13 protein-coding genes and 7 pseudogenes are annotated in these 19,037 nt (G+C 58.8%); 7 read left to right on the top strand and 13 right to left on the bottom strand.

Translation table 11 applies throughout. The features are described 5' to 3' along the window. A pseudogene (locus E1N52_RS41555) lies at nt 1-300 on the bottom strand (IS5/IS1182 family transposase); the annotation flags it as partial. A 3-nt stretch (nt 301-303) separates the two neighbouring features. On the opposite strand from E1N52_RS41555, the pseudogene E1N52_RS41550 reads away from it, so the two are divergent. Next, a pseudogene (locus E1N52_RS41550) lies at nt 304-966 on the top strand (IS6 family transposase); the annotation flags it as partial. 59 nt (nt 967-1,025) lie between these two features. Here the strand turns inward: E1N52_RS41550 and E1N52_RS45150 are convergent. The 3 genes and pseudogenes from E1N52_RS45150 to E1N52_RS41535 all read right to left on the bottom strand — a co-directional run. Beyond that, nucleotides 1,026-1,231 (bottom strand): annotated as a pseudogene (locus E1N52_RS45150) (IS21 family transposase); the annotation flags it as partial. Between the two features lie 175 nt (nt 1,232-1,406). Then, the gene (locus E1N52_RS41540; RefSeq protein ID WP_133190743.1) at nt 1,407-3,173 is read right to left on the bottom strand and encodes an ABC transporter ATP-binding protein/permease; all 1,767 of its coding nucleotides are present in this window, start codon (nt 3,171-3,173) and stop codon (nt 1,407-1,409) included. A 16-nt stretch (nt 3,174-3,189) separates the two neighbouring features. Beyond that, a pseudogene (locus E1N52_RS41535) lies at nt 3,190-3,561 on the bottom strand (metallopeptidase TldD-related protein); the annotation flags it as partial. Between the two features lie 146 nt (nt 3,562-3,707). Between E1N52_RS41535 and E1N52_RS45705 the strand changes: the two are divergent. After that, nucleotides 3,708-4,178 carry a hypothetical protein gene (locus E1N52_RS45705; RefSeq protein WP_425468210.1) on the top strand — a complete coding sequence of 157 codons (471 nt, stop codon included), beginning with the start codon at nt 3,708-3,710 and terminating at the stop codon, nt 4,176-4,178. Here E1N52_RS45705 and E1N52_RS41525 read toward each other — a convergent pair. From E1N52_RS41525 to gspD, 9 genes and pseudogenes are all read right to left on the bottom strand, one after another. Beyond that, nucleotides 4,142-4,729, bottom strand: coding sequence for a hypothetical protein (locus E1N52_RS41525; RefSeq protein ID WP_133190739.1), 588 nt, complete (start codon nt 4,727-4,729; stop codon nt 4,142-4,144). The two genes, E1N52_RS45705 and E1N52_RS41525, sit on opposite strands and share 37 nt — an antisense overlap. Nucleotides 4,730-5,711: 982 nt before the next feature. Continuing rightward, nucleotides 5,712-6,719 (bottom strand): annotated as a pseudogene (locus tag E1N52_RS41520) (IS3 family transposase); the annotation flags it as partial. Between the two features lie 227 nt (nt 6,720-6,946). Next, on the bottom strand, nt 6,947-7,348 hold the full coding sequence (locus E1N52_RS41515) for a hypothetical protein (protein WP_133190737.1): 402 nt from the start codon (nt 7,346-7,348) through the stop codon (nt 6,947-6,949). A gap of 30 nt (nt 7,349-7,378) precedes the next feature. Next, nucleotides 7,379-9,229 carry a type VI secretion system baseplate subunit TssF gene (gene tssF / locus E1N52_RS41510; RefSeq protein WP_133190735.1) on the bottom strand — a complete coding sequence of 617 codons (1,851 nt, stop codon included), beginning with the start codon at nt 9,227-9,229 and terminating at the stop codon, nt 7,379-7,381. A gap of 663 nt (nt 9,230-9,892) precedes the next feature. Beyond that, nucleotides 9,893-10,156, bottom strand: coding sequence for a PAAR domain-containing protein (locus E1N52_RS41505; RefSeq protein ID WP_133190733.1), 264 nt, complete (start codon nt 10,154-10,156; stop codon nt 9,893-9,895). A gap of 66 nt (nt 10,157-10,222) precedes the next feature. Continuing rightward, a complete protein-coding gene (locus tag E1N52_RS41500) occupies nt 10,223-10,435 on the bottom strand; it encodes a hypothetical protein (RefSeq protein WP_133190731.1) in 213 nt (70 codons plus the stop codon). 168 nt (nt 10,436-10,603) lie between these two features. After that, complete coding sequence (locus E1N52_RS41495) at nt 10,604-11,320, bottom strand: IS6 family transposase (protein ID WP_133190729.1); 717 nt, start codon at nt 11,318-11,320, stop codon at nt 10,604-10,606. A gap of 84 nt (nt 11,321-11,404) precedes the next feature. Continuing rightward, nucleotides 11,405-11,833: a hypothetical protein gene (locus E1N52_RS41490; protein ID WP_133190727.1), complete on the bottom strand. Its 429-nt coding sequence runs from the start codon at nt 11,831-11,833 to the stop codon at nt 11,405-11,407. 662 nt (nt 11,834-12,495) lie between these two features. Beyond that, nucleotides 12,496-14,700, bottom strand: a complete 2,205-nt coding sequence (gene gspD / locus E1N52_RS41485; protein WP_133190745.1) for a type II secretion system secretin GspD — start codon at nt 14,698-14,700, stop codon at nt 12,496-12,498. A 775-nt stretch (nt 14,701-15,475) separates the two neighbouring features. On the opposite strand from gspD, the gene E1N52_RS45145 reads away from it, so the two are divergent. The 5 genes and pseudogenes from E1N52_RS45145 to E1N52_RS41460 all read left to right on the top strand — a co-directional run. Next, nucleotides 15,476-15,799, top strand: coding sequence for a hypothetical protein (locus E1N52_RS45145; protein ID WP_246089447.1), 324 nt, complete (start codon nt 15,476-15,478; stop codon nt 15,797-15,799). After that, nucleotides 15,750-16,007 (top strand): annotated as a pseudogene (locus tag E1N52_RS41475) (IS6 family transposase); the annotation flags it as partial. The gene E1N52_RS45145 and the pseudogene E1N52_RS41475, both read left to right, overlap by 50 nt. A gap of 682 nt (nt 16,008-16,689) precedes the next feature. Further along, complete coding sequence (locus tag E1N52_RS41470) at nt 16,690-17,199, top strand: reverse transcriptase domain-containing protein (RefSeq protein ID WP_246089446.1); 510 nt, start codon at nt 16,690-16,692, stop codon at nt 17,197-17,199. 123 nt (nt 17,200-17,322) lie between these two features. Further along, a complete protein-coding gene (locus E1N52_RS41465) occupies nt 17,323-18,453 on the top strand; it encodes an IS110 family RNA-guided transposase (RefSeq protein WP_133190725.1) in 1,131 nt (376 codons plus the stop codon). Nucleotides 18,454-18,738: 285 nt separating this feature from the next. Further along, nucleotides 18,739-19,037: pseudogene (locus E1N52_RS41460) on the top strand (transposase); the annotation flags it as partial.

Here is a 19,037-nt window from a genome sequence, read left to right as displayed (position 1 = left end):
GCGATTGAGTACACCCGCACGGATCGACACCTCGGTGGCTTGCGAGCCAGTCGCGCGCGCCCACATACTGGAGCCCGTGAGTACCTTGAGCCGGTACACCAAGGTCTCGGCGAGCGATCGCCGGTGGTAGCCGGTCGCCTGCTTCCATTCGCGCCTGCTGCTTCCTTCGATAGCAGCAATAGCTGCATTGCGCCAGGCGGCGCCAGGCGTGCGATCTGGCCACGGCTTCGCTCCCTCGCGCGGCGGAATCGACGGGCTCGCGCCACGCGCGGCGATCCGCGCGTGGCAAGGCCTGGTGTCGGGTACTTCCGGTTCCAACTCAGCCTGCGTGATATTGAAGAACTGCTGTTCGAGCGCGGTGTCATCGTCAGTTACGAGACGATCCGCCGCTGGTGCGACAAATTCGGCGCGGGCTTCGCACATCGCGTCAAAGCTGCTCGCCGCAAACCTGGCAGCACATGGCATCTTGACGAAGTCTTCGTTACGTTGCGCGGTGAGCCTTATCTGCTCTGGCGGGCAGTCGACCAGCACGGTGCCGAACTCGACATCCTGCTGCAGAAACGTCGCGACAAGGCCGCAGCAAAGCGCTTCTTCAAACGCGTGCTGGCCGCCTGTCCCGACGCGCCGCGAAGGATTGTCACCGATCAGTTGCGCAGCTATCAGGCCGCGAAGGCCGAAATTCCCGAACTGGCAAACATCAAACACGTATTCGTCAAAGCCAGTGCTCGGGTGAACAACCGTGCCGAAAATAGCCATCAACCCACGCGTGAGCGCGAACGCCGGATGCGTGGTTTCCGCGATCCTGATCGCACACAAGCGTTCTTATCGAGCTTCGGACCAATTCGCCAGCACTTCGCGCTCAAGCGACATTTACTGCGTACATCACTCTATCGCAATCAGCTCGCCGCACGCTTTGCCGGGTGGCATCGCTTCACTGGGCTCACCCAAGATCCGTCCGATTTCTGAGCAAATGTACGTCCTGTGCGAACTTGCGTCTCGAATACCTTAACGTGACAACGCCCCTGCGGCTTGCGTTTGAGCGAGTCGATGAAGTGCCGGTAGTCGATGCCGCGACCGCGCCGTTTGCTTGTGTGTGTGTGACTCTCGCCGTGCTGTGCACGAGCGCGCCGGACAGATAGCAATCGAGCCGATCACTGTAGAGGCGTACCTTCAGACGATGACCGATCAGCCGCGACGGGGCGCTGTACAGGACGCAACGCACGGTAAACGTGCCGCGTGTCACGCGCGCCTCTTCCTCGGTCAAGCAACTCTGTGAACGCTGCTAGCGGCGTTTGGGAACACCAACAGTTGTTCCTGCGTATGCACGAGCCGTTCAACCTATTCATATTCGTCACAGTCATATCGATGGTTGATTCAGGACAACGAACGTCTTTCAAAAGCAGCGCTCAAAGGATGTCCGCGTCGCTCAGGCGCCCCACCTTTTCTCGGCTTTGGTCGACGGTGACCAAACGCACATTCCCATCCGGTTGCAGCTCCAGCACCAAGGTGTGATACGCGAGCAACGACGGTCGATGCCCGACACTCACGCAGGTCATGCCGCGCAGGGCGAGCACCCGGTACAGCCGCGCTTCCGTTGCCACGTCGACCGCACTCGTCGCTTCGTCCAGGCAAACGTAACGCGCCTGGGCAGCCAGTGCACGCGCGAAGCCTATCCGTTGCTGCTCGCCGAGTGACAGCACGCGCGACCAATCGATGACACTATCAAAGCCACCATGCCGGGCAGCAAGATCAGGCAGTGATACCTCGACCAGGAATGCCTGGAGTTCGCTGTCGGTGAACGCCCGGGTTGTCGCCGGATACAGGATCTGCTCGCGCAAGCTACCCAGTAGCATGTACGGCCGTTGTGGCAAGAACAGCACTTCATCGGAGTCCGGCATCGTAATCGTGCCGTTACCCGCGCGCCACAGCCCCGCCATCGCCCGCAACAATGAGCTTTTACCGACTCCGGTCTGCCCCATAATCAGCAGGTGCTCGCCAGCGAAAAGCGTCAGGCACAGGTCCCGCAACAGCGTGCGTTCCCGTCCGGGCGTCTCGACGGTGAGACGATCGAACCGGATGGCTTGGCCACGACGAAGCGTGATCGTGTTGTCCCGACCAGCGCCTTCCCGCTCGACTGCCTGTACTTTCTCGACGATCTGCGCTAGCCGTACCACGTGAGGCGCCGCCGTTGCAAATGTGGGCACGAATCCTGTCAGTCGCTGGATCGCGCCCCGCAGCAGCTCTGCAGAAGCGACACCCTGAGTAATCGTTCCAAATGTAGTTTTTCCACTGAAATACAATGGCACGAGGGCCAGCACCAGCAATACGGTCCAGATCAAGCCGAGACCGGCCTCTGCGGCATTCATGACGAATTGATATTGCAAGGTCGCCACTGCGATACGAACCGCCCGTTGCAAGCGTTTCCCGATGCTCGTGCCCTCTGCCTGTTCGCCGCGATACAGAGCAATGGTTTCGGCGTAGTTCCGTACATGCAGGATGCCAAAGCGCAGATCGGCTTGCGCCACGGTCGATTCGAACTGCAGGCGAATAAACGGGCGGTACAGCCACCACGTAATGACCGTGGTCGCGGCACCATAGGCGAGCACACCGTAAAACAACGCTGGCGCAATCGATTTGAGGATCCAGCCCTGAACCGCCAATCCAGATCCCGCGTGTAGCAACACCCACGGCAACGTTACGGCCATGCTGCAGAACGGCCCGACTTCCTGCTGGATTCGCTGGTCAATATTATCGACATCGTTGTCCTGCTCGATACGAAAATACACACGGCCATTCAGATAACGCCGCACCAGGTCGCGTGTCAGCCACGCCCACCAGTGGAAAGTCAACCGACTCACCACGAAGTTGAAAAACAGGCTAACCACGCCGCCATTGATGACCAGGCCCACCAACGTAAAAAGGGTGAACAGGTGCCAGTAGGACACCGCGTGGCGCGATACCAGTGCATCGCTCATCTCTCTGGTGAGAAACGACAGCTTGGCACCGAGTGCAGTGTCCACGATCGAAAAGGCAGTACATGCGCCCAACACGAGCCATGAACGCCACGCGCGCGGGCGCGTCCAATACGGACGCGCCAATCGGAGGAAGCGCCGGACGAATCGGCCGTTGATGCTGTAGTCCTTCGGATCCTGAATCGTTGCGGTAGGCAGCATGGAAATTCCTCTGTATTCAGGCAACAACGCCGCCGACCGGTACGCGCAGGCCTTCGTTGCCGCAAACGCCGACGCCCGTGTCGAGCGACATGTCGTTGCCGATCATGCTCACGTACTTCACCGGTTCAGGACCGCTGCAAATCAGCGGCGCGCCCTTCACCGGGCCGGTGATCTTGCCGTTCCCGATCATGTACGCCTCGGACGCCGAGAGCACAAACTTACCGTTCGTGATGTCGACCTGGCCGCCGCCGGGATTCACCGCGTACAGGCCGTTCTTCACCGACTCGATAGTTTCCTGCCGATCCTGGTCGCCATTGAACATGTAGGTGTTGGTCATGCGCGGCATGGGAAGCGCCGCGTATGACTCGCGCCGCGCGTTCTCCGCCACAACGCCTGTCGCACATTCCCGGCCATGAACACGTGCAAGCCCGGCATTCGTCCTTCAACCTTAAAGAAGACGTCCCGGCCAATCCGTCGTATTCCTTTCCGTTCACACAGAAAATCAGTGACGGAATACTACGCATTCCAAAATAATTGAAGACGTTGTTGCTTTCATCCACTTTCAGTTTTCCCGCTTTGATCTTCCTGGAGAACTACCCGGTGTTCGGCGAAGTCGTTGTCGTACCGCGGCGTGATTACCGTTTTGTCCTTCCCGCCGAGCGCGACGTCTACACCGATCTCATTCTGGGGCGTGGCCGGCCTCAGTACGCGACCGTGCTGCGCCAGAGCCGCAACCACGACGTCCATCGTGCCCTTCTGCTGCCAGCGCCTGGAGTTATGCCGGACGGCAATGTGGGACGGGTAGCCGAGGTGCTGCGGCAGATGCACCCACCGGCATTTCTTGGTGAGCACATGCAGGATGGCGTTCAGCCCGCAGACTGGCGACGCGCGGACGGCAGGGCCACGTGTCTGCGGGCCGAAGAGCGACTCGACCACCACCCATTCGTCGCCAGTGAGCGGCTGCTAGATCAAACGTCGCTTACCGCTTCGTCGTTCCACCGTTGAGCGGTCTGGCCGTCCAGCACTTCTATCCGGAACGGGCCACGGACTCCCATTGAAAATTCGGCCGCCGCAGCCAGGGCGCGTTCGAGTCTGATTTCTGGCCGCATCGGCATTCCGGCGGTGGTATGTAGCGAGCCCAGCGCCACCTGTTCGCCGCTACCACAGGCATCGAAGTTCACGGCGTTTTCGCCAACCTGATAGTCGTCGCCAATCCGGAAAATGCGCCCCTCGTACCCGACCAGAAAAGTGCCAGCCGATTCCCGTTCGCTGTCCTTGCGTGCGAATCCACCTCGGGTAAAGCAAGCGCGTACCGCTTCAACGAACGTCGTGCACATGAAGACCAGCACATCCGTACCTTCAGGGCGCGGCGCGACGGTCAGATTATGGCCGAGAAGCTGCCCCATCCTGAAGGACGACGTGAAGCCGATCAGGAACGGCCCCACCCGATAAATCTTGGGGTCGGCGCGCGTGCTCATGGACCAACCATTTGCTCCAGCCGAATCGGCACCCATGCAGACCTTCCTGCCATCCGTCAGCGCCACAATGCAGGTCATGCCGCCTCCGTAGGTGTTGCCCGATAGAATGCGATGCGCCTGCCCTCGCACGGCCCAGCCGTAATCCAGTCGACTCCATGCACTCCGCCCATTGCCGTGCACAACTGCCTCGCGCGACGACTCTCAGTAAGCCACGCTCGACGAGCGCGATGTACGTTGGCGCGATCCATTCGAACGCGAGGTGGCGGCGTTCCTCCTGCGTGTACGCAGTCCCCCGTGATCCGTCCAGACAAGGGTCGCAGGTCCGTTGCACGCGCAGGCTCCGCAACCGTGTGGGGCGCGCGCGCAAAAACGCCGGCTGAGACAGCAGCGCCGTGAGATTTGATTTCGTGTTCAGTCGTCATTCAATCCACCCGTAATGGTCCCGCGAAAAGCAAAAGCAAAACTTGAGCCAACACCGCCATGCGTCGATCGGTAAGGGTTTCAAGCGCGGCCGCAGTCGAACTCAATGCCCTGCGATGGTGTGAGTTTTGCGATGTGAGGCGGTAAGCGCTCAACCAGATCGCAGCAAGTTTGCGCGGTGGCCGTCCGGTGAGCCTGTGCACGGGGTACGCGTACGACTGTAGGTCGCTGGCGCTGCGTGCAGCTACGACTCTGCCAACGGAGCCAGGTCATCTCGATGTGGTGTGATGTATTTCTTCCAATCGGGCCGACGGATGTAGGAGATGTGAGGTTCCGGACAAACTGTATCTGACGCCGTAGCTGGATGAGCGGGAGCCATCCTCCCGGCACCTGTGCACCCGTTTTTGTCGTCTAATTGGTCAACAACGATCTACCGTGGTCTTTGTCGTCTTCGTGTCTTCGTAGTCGCACTCTCCGTGCGCTACAACGTGTAGCCAGACGTCGCACCCGTTCCTATGTGATTCACGCTATCCAGCCAGCAGGTTGCAAAGCGAGTCTCGGAATCGAGCATGGCGACGAACTCAGATCTCAGATTGATCGGAATTGCCAACAACGGTACGTCGTTAAGCGCCTAGCTCACAATGTATTCGCTGATGGCTCGCCGTGCCTCTTCGCGTGTGGCGAAGCGTCGATGACAGACCAGCTCGCTTTTGAGCGTGCCCCAGAACGACTCAATTGGTGCGTTATCGTAGCATGCCACGGCGACTCATCGAGCCCTGCATGCCGAACTGGCGTACGAGCGCCTGATAGGCCAGAGCGCAGTATTGAGACTCGCGATCCGTGTGATGGATCAGACCCGGCGCCGGGCGGCGCGATGCAACGACACGGAACAGTGCGTGCATCACCAGATTCTTCGTCATGCGCTCGCTCATGGAGTAGGCTACCAGTTCGCCGCTGAACAGATCTTTCAAGCCGGCGAGATATAGCCAGCCTTCGTCGGTCGCGATATACGTGATCTCACCACACCAGGCCTGATTTGGCGCGGTTGCGGCGAAATCCTGGTTCAGCAGGTTCGGTGCCACTGGCAGGTCGCGCTTCGAATTGTCGTCGCCTTGAATTTGCGTTTCTGCCTACAACGCAACCCGAGCTTTTTACGCAGCCTTTTTATGCGATGAACGCCGAGTTGCACGCCATGCTCACCGAGGTGTTTCTGTAAGCGTTCGGGCGCGAAGGTTTCACGCGTGCGCTGATGCGCAGCGAGCACCTCCGCCTCCAGTCGCGCCTCCTGCTGTGCCCGCAACGACGGCGAGCGTTTGCGCCAAGCGTAATAGCCGCTCACGGAAACGCCCAGCAGCCGGCACATCGGTGGCACGGGATAGTCCTGTCGCATCTGTTCGATCACGCCGTACTTCACCGCGACTCCCTCGCAAAGTACGTTGCGAATTTTTTAGTAGATCGCGCTCCATCTTGACTTCGGCCAGTTCCCGCTTGACTTGCGCGAGCTCGGTCTCGATCTCAGTGAGCGGCTTTTGATGCTGGCCCACGCGCTCTAGCTTGCCGGCCTTCGCAGCACGCGCCCAGTTTGCTACTGTCTTCTTGATATCGACAGCCGTCGCGCAGCCTCCGAGACACCAACACCCTCGGTCATTGCAAGCTTGGGGGGCGAACAAGGTAAGCGTTTATGCCCTGCAGCGCATAAGTGCTTACCTTGCCGCTACCCCAGCTTCACTGCCTCTTCACGAAATTCCTTCGTGTAGACGGCTTTGGGGATTCGATTCAAGTATGCCTCCATTCCTGAATTTTACGGAATGATGGCTTCCACTTTTTCCGGGCGGCCTCAGGCCCGAATCGCTGGCCCCCGAGATCCTCCGTGCTTCAAACGGTGTCCATGAGGCCCACAGCAAAACGGCTCCGTTGCATAGATGCGTGGATAGCTCTGACGCTGAAGGCGATAAAACGGCGTGTTTTTCGACCGGAAAAATTTGAATCACAGGCGTCGCAGTGATAGAACGCCTGGGTGGGTTTCAGCAGCGTGATGTTCCGGTTCTCGCAATATGGACACGCAATCGTCACCAGATGCTCCGGTTGCAGCGCTGACAACATCGCCGACATATCCCGCAACACAGGCTCCTCACTCCAGACTTGCACGAGTTCCTGATACTCGTCCGGAGCGACATGTGCGAATGTGGATTTGAACCAGACGGGCAGTCTCGTACCGGCGTCTGAGACTGCCCATCGCCTACATTCGCGCGACATGTCCGACAACCGTTCGATCATGTCTGTTGATTCACCGATCAAATCCTGCCCTCAGATGAGCGGGGTCGTTCCGCGCAGCAATCGGCTACGGGTGAGTTCCGCGCCGTTGTTTGCTGAAATGAGTACGACCTGCACAAAGCTGTGTGCGGGGGCATACCGGACGAACACGCTTTCCAGCACTCGCGTGAACGTGCTGAGTGCGTAACCCGCGAGTGCAACATCGTCGACGACCAGGCGTATGCGTAGTCCACGCTCGAGCTGCGACTGCGGCGGCGCTATCACCCACTCCATTACGGGTTCGCCTGCAAGCCCGACAATCGCGTCGATATGCCTGGCCGCGGGCTGCGAATCCTTCGGAACATGACCCGATAGCAGTTCTTTCAACGCGGGCAGCCCCGCTTGGTTCAGGCTGAAAGTTCCGGGCGAGAGCAGGCTCACGAGGTTCCAGTAGCGGCCCGGCTTTCCCGGTCGGGGCTGACTGACTGTTGGTCGCCGCAGCATGACGATACGGCTTCCCCGTGCCCCGACCACATTTACAAAATCGCCCGCCGGGTTACCTGGAGCAATCGCCGCTGGCAGATTGCGGTTTGTGCATCGCAGATCAGCATGAATCTGTTCGAAGCCAGCGGGCTCAACAGGGCGACCATCGATGCCGACGAACGCCAGTAGCGTGTCCTGTCCGGCAACGAATTCTGCCAGGCGCCTGTCGCGCTCGGCGACCCAGAAAAAGGGTCCGCGAGCGCCATGCGCACCTGTGCGGCCATGGTGGTTCAGGGACTCGAAAGCCGGCACCGGCGCAATCGTCGTGCTGCTTCCGCCCTTCACGCTCACCCGGACGGCGTCCACAGTCCAGACAGAAGTTTCCCCTAGCGTGAATGTTTGCGGTGCGAGCGGATAGACCGGCGTCGTCATGTCCTTAAGTACAACGGGCTCTGCCGGAAGCCGGAACAGGTTGACAGCGGGCGTGCACGAAAGCCGAAAGTTCGCCGGTCCCAGTTCGCGCAGGACGCGGGCCGCGAAAGAGTCCGGATGGATTCCGCGCACAGGGATATGAAGGTCGACACGATTGCGCGGGCCGTTGCCGCGCAGCAGTGTCGCCAGATCGATGTCGACGAAGTCGAACTTCTGTGGAAACGCGAAATACTCCAGGAGAAGTCGGAACGGCGAACGTTGCCGGTCGGCGCGCTCGATCATCGCATCATCGTCATCGAAGCCTGCGGCGCTGACAGGCACCTGTGGCAACGCTGTCCATCGCCCGCTTCCATCGACCTCGACAAATGCGCCCAGCGCACGTTGCAGGAACGCATCGATGGTTGCTGCAACGGACGGCGCGCTACCGTCCACGAAAACGCGAACCTTATCCGGCACGATACTTCGCAGGTCAGCGCAAGCTATCAATGCGTCAAAGGAAATGGATAGAACCCCGGTCGTCTCATCGGACAGGCATACGGCTGCTGGAGCGGCTGTGGGCATGCGAAACCCGGCGTCCACAACCCGTATCGGTGCCAGCGTCACCTCGTACGCGGTCTCGAACGGGTATTCTCCGGTCTGTGTTTTCAGTTCGGTACGTCGTTTGATGACCGCCGGTTCCGTCAGCCGATCGAGCGCCCGGATGCTCTCGAAACACGCGATGGTGCAGGATGGAAACGCGCGCAGATATTCTGGATACGCGACTTCAAGCAGCGGCTTCGTGAACTCGGGCACGTCGTCTTCAAGCCGCGCCGTCGTCCGCGCGTTGAGCAAAGCTGCGGACTGGATCATCCGCTCAACCTGCGGGTCTTCCGAGTGCTGACCGGAAATCGACAGGCGCGCAGCGGCCTTGGGATATCGCGCGGCGAATTCAGCAAGCGAAGCGCGCAACTGCCCAAGCTCCCGCTCGTAAAAGGAAATCAGATCGTCCATTGTGTTTTGAAAATAAGCGGCTCACGACACCTCTCGTCGACAGACGCATAAGTCAGCATGAACGTGATGCCCACTATTTTCGACGCAATGGACACCCCCTTGCCAGAGCCAGGCCGAGCTCCTCGCAGCAGCAAAGCACACTCGAACCACAATCCGGAATTCCGACGGTACGTTGCCGCGAAGGCATCCTGCGCACCCCGAACCTCTATCACACGGTTAGAGTGAACACAGCCTGAAAGATCTTGACAAAGGCAATCTCAAAGTCATACATCGACATCAATCTACAACTGGCCGTCACACAACCCATACATGATCGATGTGGGCAATCAATGCCCTCGCGCTAACACCGCGCACCAGTACAAAACAGCATATAGCGCGATCAACATCTGGTGCCAAAAGCCTAGGCCATCATTGTGCGAACGCCACGGACGGCACACAAGCGCGTATAGCAGTAGCAGAACGCAACCAGCGACGCTCACAAATATCGAGATCAGTCCGTTGACTAAGGCATCGCCAAATTCATAGGGGCCATTCGCCCAGAAGTAGATCTGGAGGATCAGGAACGCCCACAGGGCTATGCCGGATAGCCATAGGAGAGATGATTGCCTGGGTTGCTTCGCATCTGAATCATGTTGAGGGATCGCTCATATGCTCACCTGCCTTTCACGCCAAGCCGGACGTTGCCACTGAGGAGATCAGGACGGCCCCGCACGAGGTCTTGTGACCATCGAACGCAACCGCATGCCCATCGATTCTGACATTCTCATCACCCTCGATAATCACGCAATCCCTGTGACCAGATCGAGGACAGGTGCATTTATCGCCAACACATGCGACTGGCCGGCCCATCACTGTAGACCGATTCTGTCCAGTCACCACGCGGCCGCCATGACTTGTTGCGTCTCCCATTCGAATAACGCCTCGCACCCACAATCTCCTGAAAGAGAATTCACCAGGACAACGATCCGTAAATCGAGTCACTTGGCCATACTTTCACATGATGCGGCATACTCCTGGATCGGCGAACATCCACGCCGCCAGACTTACACAAAACGCCGCAGCGAGACCGGGGGCGAACCATTTCCAACTGAAGCGAGTCCGCTTACTCCCACTGATAACGGCAACGACCGCAAGGTATCCGAGAAGCGCCTGGAAAAACACGCCCGGCTCATTCATCGCAGTTTCAATGGGCGCACCGAATGCCATAAGGAATGTCCAGAACACTGCGCCCACGGGTTCTCGACAATAAGCTATGGAAAAACCAACGACCGCGGAAAATGCGACAGCAGCCCCTGCGATTGCAAACCCGCGAAGGGCGGCTCTGGTGCAAATAGGCGGTCTGCACGAGATTTTTCTTATATAGAGGATATCTTATCAAGCAGACAGGACGACCTCCCAGACTGCGGGCGCAGTGGCATCTTTGAGGCCGAGCTTCGCGAGACCGAATTGGCCCTTGCGAATGCGATGTACCAACTCAATACCAGAGAGAGTGATCGCTGCGTTCCTGAAACGTTTGAAGCCGAGCATGACTTTCGTCCGGGACTTGATGTTGCGGTGGTCCTGCTCGACCAGATTATTGAGATATTTCGAGGATCGGACCTTCGTGTCCTCAGACAGCAAGCCATCGGCCTTCATCTCGCGCACGGCGCGGTGCGAGGCGGCATAGCCATCAAGCGTGATGCTCTTCGGTGGCTGGCCCTGATGTTTGATCGCCTTCCTGAAAAAGGCTTTTGCCGCCTCCACGTCGCGCTTTGCACGGAGCATGAAGTCAATCGTCTGGCCCACCCGATCCACCGCCCGATAAAGATAGACCCACTTGCCGCGCAGCTTGAGATAAGTCTCATCAACACGCCAGGACTGGCCGGTGGGCCTGCCGAAGCGATTCCACCGTTTGACGAACTCCGGTGCAAAGCGCCGCACCCAGCGCAGGATCGTCGTGTGGGCCAGCGCCAGACCCCGTTGCGCCATCATTTCGACCAGATCGCGCAAGCCAAGCTTGTAGCGCAGGTACCAGCGAACACACAGAATGATCACATCGCGGTCAAAGTGACGGCCTGCAAACAGTTCGTCCAGGCTCTTAAGCTTGCTCATCGCCAGTTCTCAATTCGTTCAGCCCGACACCTTAACCGATTCGCCCCCGCGCTATTTGCACCTGAGCCGCGGAACCCATCACTGCTACTTCGTGCCTGCACTGCAGCAATAGGCGAGCAGGAATGTAGGAGTTCCGGGCGTCTCTGCCACGATCGTGCGGATGTCCTTGTTGAGCTTGGCCATCGCTGCGGACACATAGTCGGGAGCCGGCAGCTTGTTCGTATTGAAGTCGTGGACAGCCACAACAATGGTCTTGTTGTCTGCCGTCATGGGGTGGGCGAGAGCCCGATCTTCTTCCGCAAACCTTTGCTCGCGTGTTGCGACAGCACCGACTCGCCCCACGCAACAGCCGTGGGTGCCCGACATCACGTGAATTGTATGGCTGTCGCCCTTTAGCCCCGCAGCGATCTCCTCAAGAGCCGCTGCGACGTCCCTTACGTTGCATTCCCCATGGAACCCCCAAATTTGCACGGTGCCAAGGGTGTCATCGGTAATTTTTGTGAGTTCTGCCATATAAATTTACGAAGGAGATATTGGAAACGCGTGGCGATGCACCGCGTAACACCAGCAAGGTGTCCAACCATTCTTGAGGAGCTAGTGACTCAACGACCATACCAGATCCTACTGATTTAAGAGGTGCCGTTCACTATTCTGAATCAATCTTTCAACCGTTGGTGAGCCCACTTGGCTACCACACACTGCCCGCGCGAGGTAGAAGTTTGCCTCGTGGGTAGGAGAGGGCACAAGACAATTAACATCAAATTAATTGATATGTAGTTCAGTCCGAACAAAGTGCGTGAGGCATCAGTTTTTTTCATGCGGTCCAGTGCATATATTTCCACTGGCCGCCCTTGACCTTGATGTAGCTCTTCCGTGCGCCGGCTCTTTCAGTCCCATAGTCACTGCGCAACACGCCGGCCAACATAAATCGAAGTTGTACGCAGGAATCGTATTGGGGCTTCCTCCCGGCTGTTGCACGTAGACGTCAGCGCGCCACGCCGTCAAAAGATATGTGCAGCAACGCCAGTCAAAGTAGCTCGATTCTTGTCGCAAGCTTGCCCTTAGCAGGTTGCGGAAATACACCCCGACGGAAGCGGCCTTCCTCCATTTCCGCAACCTGCTAACGCTTGATGAATCGCATAGGGGCATCCCAACACGACAACTAAGACATCGATCTACTGGCGACGCATCTTGTCGAGATCGAACAGATTCAGGGTTGACCCGTCCTGACTTTGACCTACCGGCTTCTGCGGCACGACAGGGTCGTCGTCCTTCATCAGGTTGTTGTCCTGACGATACGCGCCCTGCACACCTTGAATGTAGTCGTAGCGGTTCGACGTGACAGCCTGCGCCTTATCCCGATCGTCGATGATGACCGGACGCAGGAATATCATCAGATTCGTCTTTTCGCGGCTCTTCTGCTCCGAACGGAACAACTGGCCGATCCACGGCACGTCGCCTAGCAGCGGCACCTTGCTGTTGCCGTTCGCGTACTTATCTTCTATCAGGCCGCCGAGTACGATGATCTCGCCATCATCGGCCAGCACCGTCGACTGCACCGAGCGCTTGCTGATCGTCACGCCGCCCTGATTGTTCGTCGAGGCCGAATCGACGGACGAGGCTTCGGAATAGATTTGCAGCTTTATGATGCCACCGTCGGTGATCTGCGGCTTCACGCGCAACACGATCCCGACATCCTGTCGATCGAACGTGTTAAACGCGGTTACGGACGTCGCGGCATTCGCGGTCGGCGTGGCGTATGAACCCGTCACTACAGGCACGTTCGAGCCAACGACGATCTTCGCCTCTTCGTTATTGAGCGCGATGAGGTTAGGTGTCGATAGGACGTTCGCGTCGCTCGACTGCGACAGCGCCTGCAACAGGCCGCCGAGACCGAACACGTCGCCGAAGCGGTGCAGCAGGCCTACGTTCAGGCCGTTGTTCAGCAGGTCCGCGCCCTTCGTCGCGAGCGCTGGGGCCGGGTCGTTTGCGATGGTCGCCCCCTGCGCGGTCAGGTTCACGATGCCCTGGCTGCCGTTGGAATTGAAGTTGGAGCTGCCGTAGAGACCGTTGTTTCCACCATTCGACAGCAGCGCACCCTGCCACTGGATGCCGAGATTCGCGTTTGTCGTCGCCGACAGTTCGACGATTAACGCCTCGATATATATTTGCGCGCGGCGGACGTCAAGCTGATCGATCACGCTGCGCAGATTGCCGTAGACGGCGTCCGACGCGGTAATGATCAACGAATTCGTCTCCGGATCGGCCTGGATCACCCCGCCGGGCTGGCTCTCTTCACCGTCACCGCCTTCCTTTTCGCCAAGAAACGCCGCGTTGTTGCCTTGACCGCCGTTGTTGCCGCCGCCTGCGAGTCGATTGCTTCCCATCGACGAGAATGACGAACCGCCCAAGGATCCGCCTGGAAGTGGCGGCTGGCCCGGTGTGCTCGCCGACGAGTCCATGCCTTGGTTGAACGAGTTCGCGGCATTACCGCCCCCTGTGGACATCAAATCATTGCCGCCCTTGCCGAGCATGCGGCGCAGCGTCTTCGCAAGACGCCCGGCATCCGCGCCCCGCAGCTGCACAACGTGGATGTTACCGGGCCGCCTGGTTGCCGCATCAAGCTGCTTCGCCAGCGACTTCGCCTCCGCGAGGCGCACTGCGTTCGACGCTCGGAGCATTAGCGAATTCGTGCGCGGATCGGCCTGCACCGAGACTTTCAGCGTCGCATCCGTATTACCGATCGACCCAGGGTCGAGCATCTTGGTCATCTGCCTCGCAACGTCGATCGCATTCGCGTTTTTCAGTTCCACTACCTGCACCTGCTGGCCGGCCGCAGAATCGACGCCCGCGATGATCTGCGCAATGCGGCGGACGTTATCAGCGTAGTCCGTGACGACGATCGTATTATTCGATGGATAGGCCGCAATCATATTGCTCGGCGAGATGAGCGGACGCAGCACTGGCAGGAGGTTGTTCGCCGATTCGTACCTGAGGCGAAAGATCTGGGTGACGACCTGATCGCCGTGTGCCGAAGGCGCATTTCCGATGTACGTCGGCACACCCTCCACTTTCGCGTCCGCTTCGGGCACAACCTTGAGCACACCGTGATCCTGCACCAGCGAGAAACCCTGCATTCGCAGCGCAGACTGCAGAGTTTTCAATGCTTGATTCTCGGAAACAGGGTGCTCAGAGACTAGATTCAGCCGCCCTTCGACGTGCGGGTCAACAATGATCGTCTTCCCTGTCGCCGCGCCGACCGCCTTGGCGACCTGATCGATGCCGGCGTCAACGAAATTGAGCATCACATCTGCCTGCGCGGTATGGGCGGCAATCAATCCAGCCAGCAGCAATGCGGTTGCGATGCGACGTAAAGCCATACGGTTTGTTCTTGTGAGGTTAACAGTCAATGTGGATTTGCCGGCAGTTGAATCAACACGCACAGCGCTTTTACGTTGTGACAGTTGCCGCTTTGTTCGCGAGTCACCCTCAAACTCCAGCAGGACCGCATGAGGGGAAACACGATCACGATCGCTACGCATGCAACGGTCGGAAGCAATCAGTCGCACGGCAGGACCATGGCCGCCACATTGCAGAAGAGCGAACGGCGTGGCGATGAACAGCGACGTCAAGAGGCCTTGACAGCCATGGAACAGCGCGCCCAACCGCTCCATCATCACGATGCAGTTGAGGCAGCCGAACTGCTGAGCCGATTCCGACCACCAGCTCGGTGAACGAGGTGGCCAAATATCCTGACCGTCGGTACGCGGAGCCGCCCTACGACGCAGATGGCGACTGCTATTGCGAGACTGCCCTAGCACCCTCTGAACTGATTCGAAGTAGACAGGGCCATCCTTGCGAGGACACTACGGACAAGAAAGATGGCAATCCGGCGCGGCGGTCGCATCACGCTCTCAAGCTCCAGCTCGAGAACATAAAGGCATCCGAGGCGTGCTGAGCCCGCTCGTCACGGGCCGCGACAACTCCGCGCTCGCACCTAACCCCGTGGCAACGATGCACGAATCGTAACAGCGCAGGCTCGTTTTGTATAAGTCGCTATTTTTTTTGGATGCATCAAGCACATTTATGAGTCGCGATTTGCGCCGAAAGCGAGCACCATGGCGGAGCTACGCAACCTTCCGCGAAGGGGGAGTCATGGACAAGATTGCTCGTGTTGGAGTTGATCTGGCGAAGCATGTCATGCAGATCCATGCCGTCGACAGTGCCGATCTTGTCATCGTCCGAAAGGCGATTACGCGCGATCGGTTCGTTAACTGGTTTGCGAATCTCGAGCCGTGCCTCGTTGCAATGGAGGCATGCAGCGCCGCGCACTACTGGGCACGCAAACTCCGGTTCTCGGAGGCTCTGGTGCAAATAGGGCCGGCGAATGGGTTAGAGTTGTCGGAACAAAACGAACCGACGAGCCGCGATGAGCAAGCTGAAGAGTCCGGAGAAGTTGTTCGACGGACGCCATTTTGATCGGGAGATCATCATTCTGTGCGTTCGCTGGTACCTGCGCTACAAGCTCAGCTTTCGCGATCTGGTCGGGATGATGGCCGAACGGGGATTGTCGCTGGCTCACACGACGATTCTGCGCTGGGTGAGGCGTTATACACCCGAGTTCGTCAAACGCTGGAACCGCCTTGCTACACCTGCGGGTCGCTCGTGGCGTGTCGATGAGACCTACCGTACGCCCAGCCAACGTAGCCCGCCCACATGGGGGTGAAGTTGCTTGAACATGTTTGGAATGCAGGACCCGGTGGATTTGAAGTTGCGGTAATCCGGGGCATGCCCTTTCTCTGCTGCGAGAGAAAGTGAGCCGAAGCGGCGGTGACTTGCCGGACACTGGCAAGGTGACGAAGTCCGTGGGAAACGGAGCTTGCGGCGAAGCGGTTACGCCAAGATGAGCTTCTAGGCTGAGCATGGGACGGTTGAGGGACACGAACCTATTGAAACGCATCTGAGGGTTGAATCGTCACCCCTGCCTACACCGCTTAAGAGGCAGGACGCGGATCGGCGTTGGTCACAGGTATGGACTGGTGCCGCGAATGCTGGCTGGAGATGTATGCCGGCCGGCTGGAATCACGGAGCGCGCGCAGCTAGACCGTGGTGTCTGCGACGACTTGCGGCAAGCAAGGATAAAGACTGCGATAGGCAACCTCGCCCGTGCGTTGAGTCCGACATGTGAACTGGGGAAGGCTTGCATAGATGTCAAGGGAGTGTGTCCCCGATGATATGCAGGCTGGCGGAGCCCCCGTAGTAGTCCGAGGCCGGGAAAGCCGGCTACATGGCGAAGGGGGGCAGTTGAAGTGGTTTGCTGGGTTGATTAGCTGACCATAGTGAGGTGAAGACCTTTGATAATCAGTGAAATGCAAAGCAAACTGGCGACATGGTCGACGGAGGACAAAGAACGCAAGTTCGATCGACTTCTGAGACTGATTGCCGACAGGGTTTGGCTGAGCGAAGCGGCTCGCATTACGCTGGCTTCCGAACTGATCGGGCGTGCCTACGTACCGCTACGATCGCGGCGGCAGGAAATACCGAAGGACGGGGGCAAGGTCCGTGTCCTTTCGATTCCGGCTATCCGTGACCGGGTGGTCCAGGGCGCGCTCAAGCTCATATTGGAGCCGATCTTCGAGGCAGACTTCCAACCGGGGTCGTACGGATATCGTCCCAAGCGTACCGCGCATGAAGCGGTGCATCGGGTGGCGACGGCGATTGTTCAGTGCAAGACCCGCGTCATAGACCTCGATTTGCGCGCCTACTTTGACACAGTTCGGCATCATCTACTGCTCGAAAAAGTGGCGCGTCGGATCACGGACGACGACGTCATGCATCTGCTGAAGCTGACGCTAACGGCGTCGGGCAAGTCAGTATGACTCCCGTGGCAGTGAGGCTGGCCGCCGTGGGGAAGTGAAACGCGGGTTAGCATACTGCCAGAGCCGCAAGAGTGTGGCCGGAGCCACCACTCGACGGTTTGTTTCCGGGACACGGAGGCCAGCATGAACCAGGATAGCACGTTGTACGTCGGGTTCGACGTTCACAAGGACTCGATCACGGTTGCCTACGCGACCGGTCTGGACGACGTTGAACTGTTCGGCAAGATCGGCACGACACAGACAGCACTTGATCGGCTATGCAAGCGGCTGGAATCCAAGGCCCGGCATGTTCACGTTGTCTATGAGGCGGGCCCTTGTGGCTATGGACTGCATCGCCGGCTCATCGAGAAAGGCTTCGATAGCATGGTGTGTGCGCCATCGCTGATTCCGAGAACGCCCGGTGATCGCGTCAAGACCGACCGGCGTGACGCGTTCAAGCTGGTGCGCTCGCTGCGAGCCGGCGATCTGTCCGCAGTGCATGTGCCGACCGTGGAAGACGAGGCATTTCGCGATCTGGCCAGGGCCTGGTCGTCCGCCCGTGACGATCTGAAGCAGGCACGGCAGCGGCTGAAGTCTTTCCTGCTCTCGCACGGCGTACAGTACTCGGGCCGGGCAAATTGGGGCCTGGCCCACCGGCGGTGGCTGAGTATCCTTTCGTTCGATAGCGCGTGGCAGCAACTGGCGTTCAACGAACACCGCCGCACCATCGAGGATCGCCTCGCCCAATGTGACCGACTGGAGGCAGCGCTGCACGAAGCCGTTCCTGCCTGGCGGTTCTATCCGGTCGTGCTTGCCCTGCAGGCGATGCGCGGCATCCAGTTCATCTCGGCGGTGGGACTCATATCCGAGCTGGGGGATCTCTCGCGCTTCGAGCATCCGCGACAACTGATGGCCTGGCTCGGCGTCACGCCCTCGGAACATTCATCCGGCGGGAAACGTCGCCAGGGCAGTATCACCAAGGTCGGGAACAGTTATGCAAGAAAGCTGCTGGTCGAATCAGCCTGGAGCTACCAGCATCCGGCGCGCGTGAGCAAAGACATACAGAGCCGGCAGGAAGGCATACCCAAGCCCATTGTTGATCGTGCCTGGGATGCCCAGCTACGCCTGTGTGGCCGATATCGCAGGCTCGTGGCCAGAGGAAAGACACGGCAAGTCGCAATCATCGCTGTGGCCCGTGAACTTGCCGCGTTCATCTGGGACATCGGTCGGATGGCGATGTCCCTGGCGGTGCCGCAAAGCGAACAGCCGGCGTAACGAGTTTCTCCAACCATCCCAACAACTCACACACTGCGAAGTTTCCTGAAGGCGGCGTAGCCCGGTATCTGAGTAATCCGCGCTCTTGTTTGGCAACGGCATCAGGCCGACTTGCGTGGCAAGAAAGCGGCAGGCTCATGACACGGACCTCTGTAATGCGGTACCCAATCCGCGAATATCAGCTTGATCCGCCGTCGAGATTTACTGCTACGTCGCCCTCAGGAAATTTAAAACGCCTATGGAATACGATTCAAAAACCACCCCTATTGACAGGAGGAGTCATATCAACAGGATAACTGCCAGATCGCCGTGAGCCTGTCGATCGCGACGCAACGCGGCAGCCTGCCAATTGCCTGGCAGCTGTATGTCCCCAAGGAATGGATTGAAGACCGGGAGCGAGCGCGTCGTGCGGGCATCCCCGACGATCTCGCCTTCGAAACCAAGCCACAGATTGCGCTGGCCCAACTCCGCGAGGCTGTCGCATCCGGTATTGGACCGGGCATTGTGCTCGCCGATGCCGGGTACGGCGATGAAACCGCTTTTCGGGAAGGCGTAACTGAACTGGGTTTGTTGTATGCGGTAGG

The organism is Paraburkholderia guartelaensis (assembly GCF_004353905.1).
Classification (GTDB): domain Bacteria; phylum Pseudomonadota; class Gammaproteobacteria; order Burkholderiales; family Burkholderiaceae; genus Paraburkholderia; species Paraburkholderia guartelaensis.
The sequence above is the reverse complement of the archived record's forward strand: the minus strand, read 5'-3'. Positions and strand labels throughout refer to the sequence as shown.